The sequence below is a fragment of the Winogradskyella pulchriflava genome (genome assembly GCF_042434315.1).
GTDB lineage: Bacteria > Bacteroidota > Bacteroidia > Flavobacteriales > Flavobacteriaceae > Winogradskyella > Winogradskyella pulchriflava.
The window spans coordinates 122,951-136,019 of sequence record NZ_JBHLTQ010000001.1 but is presented as its reverse complement, the minus strand read 5'-3'; the positions used below and the strand labels follow the sequence as shown (position 1 = coordinate 136,019).

The window sequence follows — 13,069 nt, the reverse complement described above, 5'->3', positions numbered from 1 at the left end:
TTGCCTGTCGCTCTATAGTAGTGACAGGCATTTTTTTGAAATATGAGCGACTTTAACCCAAAACAACAAATCAATAGTGTATCTAGCAAGATAGTGGCTGGCTTAGAACGTATTTCTGAAGCTTATAAAGTGCTATTATGGGAAAAAGCGAAACAATTGGGTTTAAGTCCAATTCAAATACAAATTTTAATATTTGTTAATTACCATGCCATAGACTTATGCAATGTAAGTCACTTAGCTAAGGAATTTAACGTTACAAAACCAACCATTAGCGATGCCATTCGTGTTTTGCTAAAAAAAGGTTTTATACTAAAGGCTTATCCTAGTACGGATAGTAGAAGTTATGCTGTTCAACTTACAGAATCAGGCAAAGAGATGGTTAATGAAACCGAACATTTTGCTGCGCCTATTAAACATCAGTTTGAAACCTTAAGCGAATCCAATCAGAATAATTTATATAAATCTATTTATCAGTTAATTTTTAAATTGAACCAAGTTGGAATCTTATCGGTTCAAAGAACTTGTTTTGGTTGCCGTTTTTATGAAAAACAGGGAAGTCAATCTTATTGTAATTTATTAGAACAGCAATTAAAAGAATCTGATATTAGAATCGATTGTAATGAATTTGAATTAAAAGCCGTGTAATTATGAGCCATTCTATTTACTTCAATTTTATAATTAAGAGCGACAAGTTTACTGTTTATAAAGCTGTGTCAGAACCAGAACATTTAGAAAAATGGTGGCCGTTAAAATGTTCGGGAATTCCCAAAGTGGGTGAAACGTATAACTTTAATTTTACGGATAAATACGATTGGTATGCTGAGGTCGTCAGTTGTAAACAAGATGACCATATTCATTTTAAAATGACAAAATCTGATGCCGATTGGGATCCAACAACATTTGGATTTAACCTAAAAGAAAAGGAAAATGGAACTTGTCTTAACTTCTTCCACAAAGATTGGCCAGAATGTAATAACCATTACAAACATTCATCTTTTTGTTGGGCTATGCTGCTCAATGGATTAAAGGATTATCTAGAAAAGGGTGTTGTTATTCCGTTTGAAGAAAGAAGCTAAACTTTAGAGCTTAACGATTTAAAAAACACATAACCAAAGCCTATAAATAACATTAGGTGAAAAGGGAACAACCCAAAGTCACCACCTTGGTCACCAACTATAAATGCACTGTATAAACCAAAACCAAAATAGAGCATTAAAATACCTTCAAAAATTACATTTGTTGAAAGTTTCTTTCTAAGATATTTATTGCCTTTCCAAGAGTCTCTAATGGTGCTAATATTAAATTTTGGTGTACGTACAAATTCACTGCGTTTGCCAATATGGCCTTCAATTACAGCTATAGAGTTATGAAGCGAAAAGCCCATTGCTATTGAGAAAAACGTAACGAACATGCCAATATAGCCAAAGAACTTTTTAAAGCCACTACCATAGATGTTACGATACATAAACCAGTAACAAACAAAAAATATAATGGTACTCATTACAAAGAAACTCATGACGTAAAAATAATTACGTAAATGGGCATATTCATTCTTTATATAAAGCATCGGAATACTTAACACAGCAACAATAAAAATGTTTAAAAACATTGTGCTATTTAATAAATGAAGTAAGCCATGCACTTTGGTTTTGGTAGAAATATTATCAGACTTTACAACGCGCCAAAGCATTTTTCTAAAGTTCTCTGCTCCACCTTTATTCCAACGAAATTGTTGTGAACGTGCTGCGCTAATAACCACAGGTAATTCGGCCGGAGTTTCTACATCTTCAAGATATTTGAATTCCCAATTCTTGAGTTGTGCTCTATAACTTAAATCCAGATCTTCAGTAAGTGTGTCTCCTTCCCAATTTCCAGCATCAATAATGCATTTTTTTCTCCAAACACCAGCTGTACCATTAAAATTAATAAAGTGACCTTTACTGTTTCTTCCGACTTGTTCTAATGTAAAGTGTGCATCTAAAGCAAATGCCTGAATTTTGGTAAGTAGAGAGTAATTTCTGTTGATGTGTCCCCAACGTGTTTGAACAACTCCTATTTTTTCATTTTTAAAATAAGGAATCGTACGTTTTAGCCAATTGGGTTTTGGTAAAAAATCGGCATCAAAAATGGCAATAAATTCGCCTTTAGCAATTTTTAAACCTTCTTTTAATGCACCAGCTTTAAAACCGCTTCGGTCTGTTCTTGTAATATGTGAAATATCTAAACCAGTAGCTGCAAGTTTTTCAATCTGTGCTTTTGTAGTATCTACAGTTTCATCTGTAGAATCATCTAAAACCTGGATTTCTAATTTGTCTTTTGGATATTCTAAAAGCGCAATATTTTCAAGCAAACGTTCCATAACATACATTTCATTGTAAACAGGTAGTTGTATGGTAACGTATGGAATTTCATCAGGATTAGAAAAATCGAATTTTACACATTTTTCTCTCTTCTTTTTTGAAGATAAATAATTGTAAAGCAAGTTCAGTTGTGCCAATGCGTACATAAATATGAGCACAATGGCAATGGTGTAAATTACAATAATTGTATACTGAAGGTAAATCACTTAAAACTATATTTAAAAATCCATGTCAAGATTTTTACGCCTGCAAAGATAGCACCTTTTATCGTTCCTGAAACTTTTGAGACACCTATTCTGTTTCTATATCTAACAGGAATTTCATTATAGCTTAATTTTTGCTTTAATGCTTTAAGCTGCATCTCTACGGTCCAACCATAAGTTTTGTCTTCCATTTTTAGGTCTAAAAGCTTTTGATACTTTATAGCTCTAAAAGGCCCTAAGTCTGTAAATGTTGAGCGAAAAAACAACTTCATTAATCTGGTAGCTAGCCAATTACCAAAAATTTGAGGTGTGGTCATAGAGCTATCTTCACGTAGCTCTTTTACACGTGCGCCAACCACAAAGTCAATATTGTCTTCTAGTATTGGTTCAACTATTTTTGTTAATTCTTCAGGGTAATCGCTATAATCTCCATCTAAAAAAACGACTATGTCTGGTTTGTTTTTTTGTTCGGCAAGATATGTCATGCCTTTTAAACAAGCATATCCATATCCTTTTTGTTTTTCAACTAAAACGGTTGCGCCAGCATTCTTAGCATTAATTTCTGTGCTGTCTGTTGAGTTGTTACTTACAACAATAACTTCATCTACAATAGATGGAATGTCTTTTATAACAAGAGGGATAGACTCCGCTTCGTTATAAGCAGGAATAATAACTTTTATGTTGGGCATTTAGTTAGTTTGAAGGTGCAAAAGTAAACTTCTTATTTCTGATTTACCAAATCCATAAGGTCAACATCATTTCCTAATAAGATTTCTGTTGGATTGATACGTCCTTTTTCTGGGCCATTTTCTAATCTTAAAACACCTCTAGGGCACACAGCACTACAAATACCACAACCAACACAACTCGATCGGATAATATTTTCTCCCTTTTGCGCATAAGCTCTTACATCAATACCTTGCTCACAATAGGTGGAACAATTTCCACAAGAAATACACTGTCCACCATTGGTTGTAATTCTAAATCTAGATTTAAAACGTTGTACAAATCCTAAATATGCGGCAAGTGGACAGCCAAAACGACACCAAACACGATTTCCAAAAATAGGGTAGAAGCCAGTGCCAATTACGCCTGCGAAAATAGAACCGATTATGAGGCTATAAATATTTTGCACGGTTGAAGTTTGAATGCCTAAAACAGTTCCACATTCTGTAAAGAAACTATATAAGGTCATACCAGTCATTACAACGACAAATACTAAAACAGCATGGATTAAATAGCGTTCTACCTTCCAAGCAAATAAAGATTTGTCTGAATGCTGTCTGTAAGGATCACCAAGAGTTTCTGCCAAGCCACCACAGCCACAAACCCACGAGCAATACCAGCGTTTACCAAAGAAATACACCATAACAGGTACAATGATTAGGGTCAAAACAATGCCCCAAACCAAAATAAAAATTCCGATACCTCCATTGTTGATCAGGTCTTTTAAATTCCACTGAAAAAAGAAATCGTAATCTAAAGGAAAGGCATTTTTAAAGTCGTAATACGGCATTTGCAGTCTTACCATTATTTCTGGAATTAGAAACGCAAACACAATCTGAAAAAATAAAACCGAAGTAGTTCTAAAAATCTGATAGATATTATGGCGGTATTTTATATACATACGCACAGCCATAACCGTCATCACCACACAATACATAAAACCATAAACAAACCAATGACCTGCAGGATTTCCACTTAGCGCTTCGCTAATCGGATCGACTAAAAGTGTCCAATTGGTAGCATATTCTGAAGCAAAATAAAGCACCAAATAAAACGACACCAAAAAGATGAAAACCATCCAGCCAATCCAACCACGATTTGTGGCACTTTCATGATAAATACCATCATTTTTTATGCCTTTTGGTCCAAGTAAAATAACGTTAGGTAGTATAAACATCAAGGCGCCAATGATGCCCAACCCAAACGTTAAAAACCACATGAGTCCTTTATTATTGGCAATAAAGCCATTGGCAGATGTTTTACCAATCATTGCTGCCATATCACTAGACTTGGTGTATATTTTTTTATCCCATTCCTTGTTTTTAGTATGTGCTTCATTAGCCTTAGAAATGGCATTAGAAATTTTTGGAGATAAGCTTTGCATTCCATTAAAATCCTTGCCAACAACTTCAGATTTTAGTTCATTAATAAAAACCTCGCTTTTAATATTCTGATTGCTTACAATGGAATTAAAATCAGCTTCGTTTAGGTTAAAGGTTCCTAAAAGCGGTAAGGCCGTGAAAATGGCTAACCCAATTAAGAAAATAACCAATCCTATATGTTTAATTGCTTTCATAAATCTATTTCAATTAGGCTTTGCTAAAAATGCGTTTCCAGCTTTTTTTATGTGTTGTAAGATTGGTGTTAAATTCTGTGTTGAATTGTTTTATAATATCGCTTTCATAGGCTTTATAAAATTCAGGGTCAAAATTGGCGTCTTTGAGATAGCTCATTACGTGGTTAACATCTCTTTTTTCAGATAGCCAGCGGTCAAAAATTTCGTGACGCATTCGTATTCCGAAGGTATTTATGCCTAAAAATTCATTGGTGTCTTTATGAAAAGCGACTGTAATACAAATGTCTTCTTTGGGATGTCTCCAATGAAAATGTTGCTCGTAGTCTGGTCGTCCTTTACTGCCATGAACCCAACCGTAAGTTTGATATTCTATATCTAAAAACTTAGCAGAATTAAACCAATGTCCTGGTTTGTATGCAATTCGGTTGCCGCATATGGTTTGTGCTAAAGTTTCACCCATCATACGACCTGTGTACCAAACTGCTTCAATTGGTCTTCGGTTTCCAATTGGTTCGTGTTGCTCTGCACAATCACCAATAGCATAAACATCTGGTATGTTAGTTTCAAGAAAACGATTCACTTTTACTCCTTTATCAGTTTCGATTTCAGAATCTTTTAAAAAGTCAATATTTGGTGATACTCCAGCCGTTAAGCCTACCACGTTACAAGCGAGTTCTTCGCCAGTTTCTTCAATAATTACAGATTTAACGTTGCCGTTATCGTCCGATTTTATTTCTTTTAAATTGGTAGAAAGTCTTAAATCTATATGATGATTTTTAATATGCTCATTAATCATTTGGCTTTCGCCTTCTGGTAGAACACCATTCCAAAAACTAGATTCACGCACTAAAAACGTCACAGGAATCTTTCTAGAATTTAGCATTTCAGCAAGTTCAATTCCTATTAAACCACCGCCTACAATCACAGCACGTTTGCATACCTTATTATTAGGCGCAGTCTTCTCTAGTAAATCTAAATCTTGTTTGCTGTAAAGTCCCTGAGCACCATTTAAATCTTGTCCTGGCCAACCAAATTTGTTGGGTTTGCTACCAGTTGCAATCACTAACTTGTCATATTGCATAGTGTCGCCTTCAGCAAAATGCACGGTTTTAGATTTGGTTTCAACGGTTTTTACATAGCCTTTTTTCAGTTCTATTCTATTCTTTTTCCAGAACCAGTTTTCGTAAGGTTGGGTGTGCTCAAACTTCATGTGTCCCATATAAATATACATCAAGGCTGTTCGCGAGAAGAAGTAATCGGTTTCGGCAGAAACAATGGTAATTTTTTTATCAGATAATTTTCGGATATGCCTAGCGAGTGTAACGCCAGAAATTCCATTACCAATAATAACAATATGCTCCATAAATTTTAGTTAGTTACCCTTAAGTCGAAGGTTTTTTAAAAACCTTAACAGCGATAAATGAATTTCCTTTAAATTTAGGCATAAATTTATAGTATGAGATATTTTTGCTATGCTCTTTTAGTTTTCATTTTGGTAGGTTGTGCTGCGACTAAGTACGTGCCTTCAAAAATTAATGGAGTAAGTTTTGTAGCAGCTGGTAATGCCGTAGATAGCACGCATACGCAACCTGTAGCAAATATTTATGCTAATGCTGCTGCAGTAATGCCCTTTGGGTTTATTAGAGATAAGAGTCATCCTGAAATTATACATAGCACAAATCGTCAATGGTTTGGAGAAACCAGAGAAGGGGTAAAACAATATGTTGAAGCGTTGAGAAAGCACGATATGTCTATTATGATTAAACCGCAATTGTGGTTAAGACATGGTGAGTTTACAGGTTTTTTAAAAATGGAAACTGAAGCTAATTGGAAAATTTTAGAAGAGACGTACTCTAGTTTTATTTTAAAATTTGCTGAAGTAGCTCAAGAAACTAATGCAGAAGTATTTTGTATTGGCACTGAACTTGAGGAATTTATTAAAAACAGACCAGAGTATTGGCACAATCTAATTAAAGAAATTAGAACCATTTACAACGGCAAATTAACTTACGCTGCCAACTGGGATGAGTTTTGGCGCACACCATTTTGGGCAGAACTAGATTATATTGGTATAGATGCCTATTTTCCGGTGAGTGACATGCAAACTCCAACGGTAGAAGACTGTATAAAAGGTTGGGAAAAGCACAAACCAGGTTTAAAGGAATTTTCAGAAACGTTAGATAGACCAATTCTGTTTACAGAATTCGGTTACCGAAGTGTGGATTATACAGGTAAAGAACCTTGGAGATACGACCGTTCTATGACTTCTGTAAATTTGGAAGCTCAGAATAATGCCACACAGGCTTTATTCGATGCCGTTTGGAAAGAAGATTGGTTTGCTGGTGGTTACTTATGGAAATGGTTTATCGATCATGATAGGGTTGGTGGTTTAGAGAATAATCAGTTTACACCTCAGAATAAGCCAGTAGAAAAGATAATTAGAGATTTTTATAAAACGAATTAAAAGATATGCGAACATTAGCCATAGGCGATATTCATGGTGGATTACAAGCTTTAATACAAATTGTGGAACGTGCAAAAATAACACCTGAAGACCAACTCATTTTTGTAGGAGATTATGTAGATGGTTGGAGTGAATCAGCACAAGTTATTCAGTACTTAATAGAATTATCTAAAACCAACGAATGTATTTTTATAAAAGGGAATCACGATGTGTGGTGCGAGCAATGGTTGGCGTTTGGAGATATAAATGATGTATGGTATCAACATGGTGGTAAAGAAACCATAGAGAGTTATAATAGTTTGTCAAAAGACGACAAACAAAAGCATCTCGATTTTTTTGAAGCTATGCCTTTATATCATCTTGATGAGAAGAATAGATTGTTTTTACACGCAGGTTTTACGTCGATGCATGGAGTGGAAAAAGAAATAAATAAACAAACATTTTATTACGACAGAACTCTTTGGGAAATGGCTTTAACCATGGATAAACGTATTGATAAAGATTCTTTAATTTATCCTAATCGATTAAAACACTATTCAGAAATTTATATTGGTCATACTCCAACTCTAAATTTTGGTAAAATGGAACCAATGAATGCTATAAACGTTTGGAATGTAGATACAGGTGCTGCATTTACTGGACCGCTGTCAGCTATGGATATTGAGACTAAAGAAGTTTTTCAAAGTGACGAATTGCCAATTTTATATCCTAACGAAATGGGAAGGAATAAGAGTTAATGGCTAACAAACATGCTTCCTATAATAAGCACATAAATCATCTGCAGAAGCACCAAACCATCTTTGTACATAAATGCTCCAATAATGGTATTGTACTTTCCAAACTCCATTTTTTTCATAAACACGTGCAGACGTTGTGAGTTTATCGTTAATAACTACAAATTCATTCCGAGTGTAAAGCTCATTGATTAAAACATTGTCTTCATATATAGTATAACTTTCATCGTAGCCACCAATTTCATCAAATAGAGCACGAGTTATAAACTGACTTTGGTCACCACCTCTACAAGCACGCCAGGAGAATTGTGTTAACCAACTTGCTAAACGTAACCACCAATGATTACTATCAAACTGCATTCTAAAACAGCCAGCATTGTTTCCTTTTTTAACTTCAGTTATAATTGAGGCATCATAACGTTGCGGTGGAAAAGAATCGGCATGAAGAAAATACAAAATCTCTCCTTTAGCATGTTTTGCACCAAGATTCATTTGTTTGGCTCTTCCTTTTTCTGAAGTTAAAAGAACAATGTTTAGGTCTAAAGCTTCAACGATTTCTATTGTGTTGTCGGTGCTACCTCCATCCACAACTATAATTTCTGAAATAGACGTTAAAGACGCATTGTCAATTAAATGAAAGAGTACATCTTTAATTGTTTTGGCTTCGTTTAAAACAGGAATTATTATGCTTATCATATATCTACTTACGAAATATCTATTGAGTCAGTTTTATTCATTCAAATCCCAATTATAATCTTTATAACTCTTTTTTGCAGAGTCTGAAATTATAACTGTTGAATATTGATTTAAAAAATCGATTAAACTTCCATCTTGTTCAAAATCCTTTTTAAACCATTTAAAGATTTTTGACAACTTAAGGTTGTTTTGAGATATTTCATTTTTTGATTTGTCAGCTAAAAATTCTTTGGTCGCATTAGTAAGCTGTTCTTCTAAATTTGAAGCTGTAAAAGCTTCATTCTGAAGTTTAGGGCAAGAAACAGAAGCGCAAACAATAGCAAAATGAATTCTTGGTTCGTCCATTTTACGTAAAATTTTATGCTCAATATCATTTAGGTTTAACCACTTATCGTCAAATTGCCATAAACGTTGATCCCAAGGGTCCTTGATGTCTTTTATGCTTTTTTTTGGATAATTTCTTAGAATTAAATCTATGGTTAAGGCATTGTAGGCGTTAATCCAATATGCTAATTTTTCCTTTTTAGACCAATCATCAGTTGGTAGATTTTTTTTCAGACTCTCAATATATTCAAGTAATTTATTTCTATTTCGTTTAAAAGCTAGGTAATCAACCCTTCCTCCTTTGTACACATATTTTAGAAGCAGATTATCCCAATTTTTATGGTTAAGAGTTTCTTCTATTTCGATATCCTCAACAATGTCATTTTCCTTGGGTTCTATAGGTGTTTCTTCTATTTCAATCCAGACTTCTATTTCAGAATCAATGTCATGTTTGATATCAATCACATCAGGAACTTCAGTTACAATAGCAATTTCTTTTGTTGATTCTGGTTGCGATTCAACTGTTTTTTTTGTGCCGCAACACGATGAAATAAATAGAATTAGAAATAAAACAAAAGAGTATTTCATGGTTATGATTTCGATTTATCAGACGCCTGCTTTTTTGAGAATGCAGGATACAATTCCTGACTCACAAAATCCTTAGGAAATGTTTCATCACCTTCAAAACCTAATTCAATATCTCTACCATCGTATGGCACAAAATTGGTTTTAAAAATGTAATCCCAAAGACTTAATGTTAGTCCAAAATTAACACCATACCTTACATGTTCTGGCAAACCCTTAGCGTGATGCCAAATATGCATCTTCGGATTATTGAAAATGTATTTCAAAAACCCATAATCCCAACCTAAGTTAGCATGATTCAAATGACCAATAGCAATACTAAAGAAATAAACAATAGCTACATCTTGTGCATCAAAACCACCAATAATTGCAATAGGAATATATAAGAGTGATTTATAAACTACTGGTTCCATCCAGTGGTAACGTAGATGTGCAGCAAAGCCCATTTCTTTTACTGAGTGGTGTACTTTATGGAAATTCCATAGCCAATCCACACGATGCAATAAGCGATGTGTATTCCACTGCACAAAATCTGAAACAATGAAGAAGATTAGTAAACCTAGCCATTTTGGTAAATCGTCTACATCAAACAACTGAAAACTTGAAACCGACAAGCCAACAACTCCCAACATGTCATTAAATAATTCTGAAACAGTATTAGATAATGCTATCAGCACAATAAGGTTGAGCAGAAAGAAATTAAAGAACATATAAAAGGTGTCTAGCCAAAAATCCTTTCTAAAAATAGCTTGACCTTTGCGCCAAGGGAAAGCAATTTCTAACATCCAAACCGCAAGTGAAATAATTATAAGACCATAAAAAAAGTTGTCCCAATGATTAATGTCAATGAGTTCATATTTCAGATAATTCCAATAATCTGAATAGGATTTTTTTATGATGTCTATGTATTTTTCCATATACATTTCTGCGAAGGCAGGAATCTACTATTAATTAACTATCAGGTTGAGCACTGTCGAAACCTAAATAACCTATTTATTTTAATAAAGATAACATATCAATTTTATTTGATGAGATTCCTGCCTTCGCAGGAATTTAACAACAACCTCCACCATCATAATGATACGTAGATTCTGAGAAATAAATATCATCTCTGCCTAAAGCTTGTAACGCTCCAGCTGTTTTATCACAAATTGCCAAAGGTTGATTTTTTAATAAAACATGTCCAGCTTTATCATCAAAATAATCTTCGTCTCCATAATAAATGGCTGCTTTACCAGTAAAAACACAAGGTCCATCTGCTGGCATTGGGTCTTTAATAGCTGCAACTTCTATCGATTCGATATAGATTAATTCGTCTGTTGGATAATTTTTAGGATCTAATATTCGGTATGGTTTACGTGCTCTAATTTCAATAGTCCCAAAACCAGCATCTGTTAATGCTTTTACGTATTCTGCAATTGGTAAACTACCACTTAAACAAAGCGCACGAAGTCTATCATCATTACGCAATGTGTCATTCATTGGTTGCTCACACGTTGGATCACTCATTACTAGTCGTCCATGAGGTTTTAATACACGATACATTTCGGCAATAGCTTTCTTTAAATCGTCTGCTTTAAAAATATTGAATAAGCAATTTTGAGCCGCCACATCAATACTATTATCCTCAACAGGAAGATTCATGGCATCACCTTTTTTAAGCTCTACAAATTCAGACTTAAACCAGTCGTTTTGTTCTTCGGCTTCTTTAAAATTTTTTCGAGACGCTTCAAGCATTTCATCGACCACATCTACACCAATAACACCACCTTTTTGTCTGTTGAAATATGAGAATTGTAACAATTCCATGCCTCCGCCAACACCAACATATAGCATTTTTGGATTGTTGGTTAAATCGCGTGCATGTACTGTAGAACCACAACCGTAGTTCATTTCTTGCATGATTTTTGGAATCTTTAATCCTGGTAATTCCCAAATCGGATTTGTGGTGCAGCATAGCCCAACATCTGGCGTTAGTGCTGCTTCTTTGTATAACGTGTTTGTGGCTTCTAAGTAACTCATTTTTTCTAGTGTTCAGTCTCAGTCTCAGTTTACAGCAACAGTAGAACTGAATACTGCGACTGCGACTGAAAACTTTTTAAATTGTTTTAATCAATTCTTTAAATAACGTAATCATATCAGGCTCAGCCTTACCAGCCATAGCAATAATTTCAGCAATGTCAACTGGCTTTAAATTATCCGGATCGCATTCATCAGTTAAAACCGAAACAGCTGCTGCTTTTAATCCTAAATGGTTTGCAACAATAATCTCTGGTACTGTGCTCATACCAACAGCATCTGCACCAATGGTTTTAAGCATTCGGTATTCTGCTCTGGTTTCAAGTTGAGGTCCAACAACAGAAGCGTAAACACCTTCGTGTAGTGTAATGTTGTTTTCTTTAGCGATACTTTTGAATTTAGAATTGATTTCTAAATCATAAGGTGCACTCATATCTGCAAATCGTTCGCCTAATTCCGAAACTCCTTTAAATGCTAAAGGTGAACCTCCTTGAAGATTAATATGGTCATCAATGAGCATTAATTCTCCTTTTTTGAAATCTAAGTTAACAGCACCTGCTGCATTAGAAACCAGTAAGGTTTTAATTCCTAATTTTTCCATAATGCGGACAGGAAATGTTACATCTTGAAGCGTATAACCTTCATAAACATGAAAACGCCCTTGCATAACCACCACTTTTTTTCCTTCTAAAACTCCATAAATTAATTTGCCTTTATGAAACTCAACCGTTGCCGTTGGAAAATTTGGTATGTGGTTATAACTTGCTTCGGCAATGATTTCAATTTCATTAATAAGTTGCCCTAATCCAGTGCCAAGTATGATACCAACCTCTGGGTTTTCAAAGCCTTTGCTTTGTAAATATTCTGTGCTTTCAATAATATATTTAATCATTAAGCTGTTGTATTTTTTCTTGTAATTTTTTATTCGATTTATAGAAATCTGAAGCAATTAAATCTTCATACGTATCAATATCATTTAACGTCTCTAAGGTACTCACTGTAACGTTATTATTGTGTAACTCTTGTAACGTTTGTTCTAATAAATTAGACTGACTCCACGGTTTATTAGTGAAAATTGCCGTGTTCATTTTAGATAAACCAACTAAATAATAACCACCATCTTCGGCAGGTCCGAAAACCACATCGCTAGTGGCTAAAGCTTCAATGCTTTTTTAATATGGGTTGAATTTATATCAGGTAAATCAGATCCAATTAATACAATTCGTTTGTAACCAGCTTCAAATCCATCTTTAAAAGCATTCAGCATGCGTTCGCCTAAATCGGCACCATTTTGAACGGTTTTAAATTCATTCTGCCATTTCGTATCTACAACAGCATTTGAAAAATAAATGCGTTTGTCAATGTCTAATCCTTCAGTTGCT

Annotated in this window: 13 protein-coding genes and 1 pseudogene; 4 read left to right on the top strand and 10 right to left on the bottom strand. The window is 34.4% G+C overall.

Features of this window, described 5'->3' with window-relative positions; all coding sequences use genetic code 11:
- Positions 1-42 precede the first annotated feature (42 nt).
- Positions 43-645, top strand: a complete 603-nt coding sequence (locus ACFFGA_RS00605; protein ID WP_386058143.1) for a MarR family winged helix-turn-helix transcriptional regulator — start codon at positions 43-45, stop codon at positions 643-645.
- 2 nt (positions 646-647) lie between these two features.
- Positions 648-1,076, top strand: coding sequence for an SRPBCC family protein (locus ACFFGA_RS00600; protein WP_386058140.1), 429 nt, complete (start codon positions 648-650; stop codon positions 1,074-1,076).
- Here the strand turns inward: ACFFGA_RS00600 and ACFFGA_RS00595 are convergent.
- Genes ACFFGA_RS00595 through ACFFGA_RS00580 form a run of 4 tightly spaced genes read right to left on the bottom strand, consistent with a single transcriptional unit; the run spans position 1,073 to position 6,228 of the window.
- A complete protein-coding gene (locus ACFFGA_RS00595) occupies positions 1,073-2,506 on the bottom strand; it encodes a cellulose synthase family protein (RefSeq protein ID WP_386060592.1) in 1,434 nt (477 codons plus the stop codon). The genes ACFFGA_RS00600 and ACFFGA_RS00595 overlap by 4 nt on opposite strands.
- Before the next feature lie 56 nt (positions 2,507-2,562).
- On the bottom strand, positions 2,563-3,252 hold the full coding sequence (locus ACFFGA_RS00590) for a glycosyltransferase family 2 protein (RefSeq protein ID WP_386058137.1): 690 nt from the start codon (positions 3,250-3,252) through the stop codon (positions 2,563-2,565).
- Positions 3,253-3,284: 32 nt separating this feature from the next.
- Positions 3,285-4,865, bottom strand: a complete 1,581-nt coding sequence (locus ACFFGA_RS00585) for a 4Fe-4S binding protein (RefSeq protein ID WP_386058134.1) — start codon at positions 4,863-4,865, stop codon at positions 3,285-3,287.
- A gap of 13 nt (positions 4,866-4,878) precedes the next feature.
- The gene (locus ACFFGA_RS00580; RefSeq protein WP_386058131.1) at positions 4,879-6,228 is read right to left on the bottom strand and encodes an NAD(P)/FAD-dependent oxidoreductase; all 1,350 of its coding nucleotides are present in this window, start codon (positions 6,226-6,228) and stop codon (positions 4,879-4,881) included.
- A gap of 93 nt (positions 6,229-6,321) precedes the next feature.
- On the opposite strand from ACFFGA_RS00580, the gene ACFFGA_RS00575 reads away from it, so the two are divergent.
- Positions 6,322-7,329 (top strand): glycoside hydrolase family 113, encoded by a 1,008-nt coding sequence (locus ACFFGA_RS00575; RefSeq protein ID WP_386058129.1) that lies wholly within the window; start codon positions 6,322-6,324, stop codon positions 7,327-7,329.
- A gap of 5 nt (positions 7,330-7,334) precedes the next feature.
- The gene (locus ACFFGA_RS00570) at positions 7,335-8,066 is read left to right on the top strand and encodes a metallophosphoesterase family protein (RefSeq protein ID WP_386058126.1); all 732 of its coding nucleotides are present in this window, start codon (positions 7,335-7,337) and stop codon (positions 8,064-8,066) included.
- 3 nt (positions 8,067-8,069) lie between these two features.
- Here ACFFGA_RS00570 and ACFFGA_RS00565 read toward each other — a convergent pair whose 3' ends face one another.
- The 6 genes and pseudogenes from ACFFGA_RS00565 to ACFFGA_RS00540 form a co-directional block, all read right to left on the bottom strand.
- Entirely contained in the window at positions 8,070-8,759 is a 690-nt protein-coding gene (locus ACFFGA_RS00565; protein ID WP_386058123.1) for a TIGR04283 family arsenosugar biosynthesis glycosyltransferase, read from the bottom strand.
- Between the two features lie 33 nt (positions 8,760-8,792).
- Positions 8,793-9,671 (bottom strand): DUF547 domain-containing protein, encoded by an 879-nt coding sequence (locus ACFFGA_RS00560; RefSeq protein ID WP_386058121.1) that lies wholly within the window; start codon positions 9,669-9,671, stop codon positions 8,793-8,795.
- A 2-nt stretch (positions 9,672-9,673) separates the two neighbouring features.
- Positions 9,674-10,585 carry a sterol desaturase family protein gene (locus ACFFGA_RS00555; RefSeq protein ID WP_386058118.1) on the bottom strand — a complete coding sequence of 304 codons (912 nt, stop codon included), beginning with the start codon at positions 10,583-10,585 and terminating at the stop codon, positions 9,674-9,676.
- Positions 10,586-10,721: 136 nt separating this feature from the next.
- Positions 10,722-11,690, bottom strand: coding sequence for an arsenosugar biosynthesis arsenite methyltransferase ArsM (gene arsM, locus ACFFGA_RS00550; RefSeq protein WP_386058116.1), 969 nt, complete (start codon positions 11,688-11,690; stop codon positions 10,722-10,724).
- Positions 11,691-11,766: 76 nt separating this feature from the next.
- Positions 11,767-12,579: a purine-nucleoside phosphorylase gene (locus ACFFGA_RS00545; protein WP_386058113.1), complete on the bottom strand. Its 813-nt coding sequence runs from the start codon at positions 12,577-12,579 to the stop codon at positions 11,767-11,769.
- Positions 12,572-12,954: pseudogene (locus ACFFGA_RS00540) on the bottom strand (TIGR04282 family arsenosugar biosynthesis glycosyltransferase). The gene ACFFGA_RS00545 and the pseudogene ACFFGA_RS00540 overlap by 8 nt, the downstream one beginning before the upstream one ends.
- Positions 12,955-13,069 lie beyond the last annotated feature (115 nt).

What these genes read in the sequence shown, in the direction of transcription:
- ACFFGA_RS00605 (WP_386058143.1), top strand. Translation starts at nt 43, where the DNA reads ATGAGCGACTTTAACCCAAAACAACAAATCAATAGTGTATCTAGCAAG.
- ACFFGA_RS00600 (WP_386058140.1), top strand. Translation starts at nt 648, where the DNA reads ATGAGCCATTCTATTTACTTCAATTTTATAATTAAGAGCGACAAGTTT.
- ACFFGA_RS00595 (WP_386060592.1), bottom strand. Translation starts at nt 2,506, where the DNA reads ATGTACGCATTGGCACAACTGAACTTGCTTTACAATTATTTATCTTCA.
- ACFFGA_RS00590 (WP_386058137.1), bottom strand. Translation starts at nt 3,252, where the DNA reads ATGCCCAACATAAAAGTTATTATTCCTGCTTATAACGAAGCGGAGTCT.
- ACFFGA_RS00585 (WP_386058134.1), bottom strand. Translation starts at nt 4,865, where the DNA reads ATGAAAGCAATTAAACATATAGGATTGGTTATTTTCTTAATTGGGTTA.
- ACFFGA_RS00580 (WP_386058131.1), bottom strand. Translation starts at nt 6,228, where the DNA reads ATGGAGCATATTGTTATTATTGGTAATGGAATTTCTGGCGTTACACTC.
- ACFFGA_RS00575 (WP_386058129.1), top strand. Translation starts at nt 6,322, where the DNA reads ATGAGATATTTTTGCTATGCTCTTTTAGTTTTCATTTTGGTAGGTTGT.
- ACFFGA_RS00570 (WP_386058126.1), top strand. Translation starts at nt 7,335, where the DNA reads ATGCGAACATTAGCCATAGGCGATATTCATGGTGGATTACAAGCTTTA.
- ACFFGA_RS00565 (WP_386058123.1), bottom strand. Translation starts at nt 8,759, where the DNA reads ATGATAAGCATAATAATTCCTGTTTTAAACGAAGCCAAAACAATTAAA.
- ACFFGA_RS00560 (WP_386058121.1), bottom strand. Translation starts at nt 9,671, where the DNA reads ATGAAATACTCTTTTGTTTTATTTCTAATTCTATTTATTTCATCGTGT.
- ACFFGA_RS00555 (WP_386058118.1), bottom strand. Translation starts at nt 10,585, where the DNA reads ATGGAAAAATACATAGACATCATAAAAAAATCCTATTCAGATTATTGG.
- arsM (WP_386058116.1), bottom strand. Translation starts at nt 11,690, where the DNA reads ATGAGTTACTTAGAAGCCACAAACACGTTATACAAAGAAGCAGCACTA.
- ACFFGA_RS00545 (WP_386058113.1), bottom strand. Translation starts at nt 12,579, where the DNA reads ATGATTAAATATATTATTGAAAGCACAGAATATTTACAAAGCAAAGGC.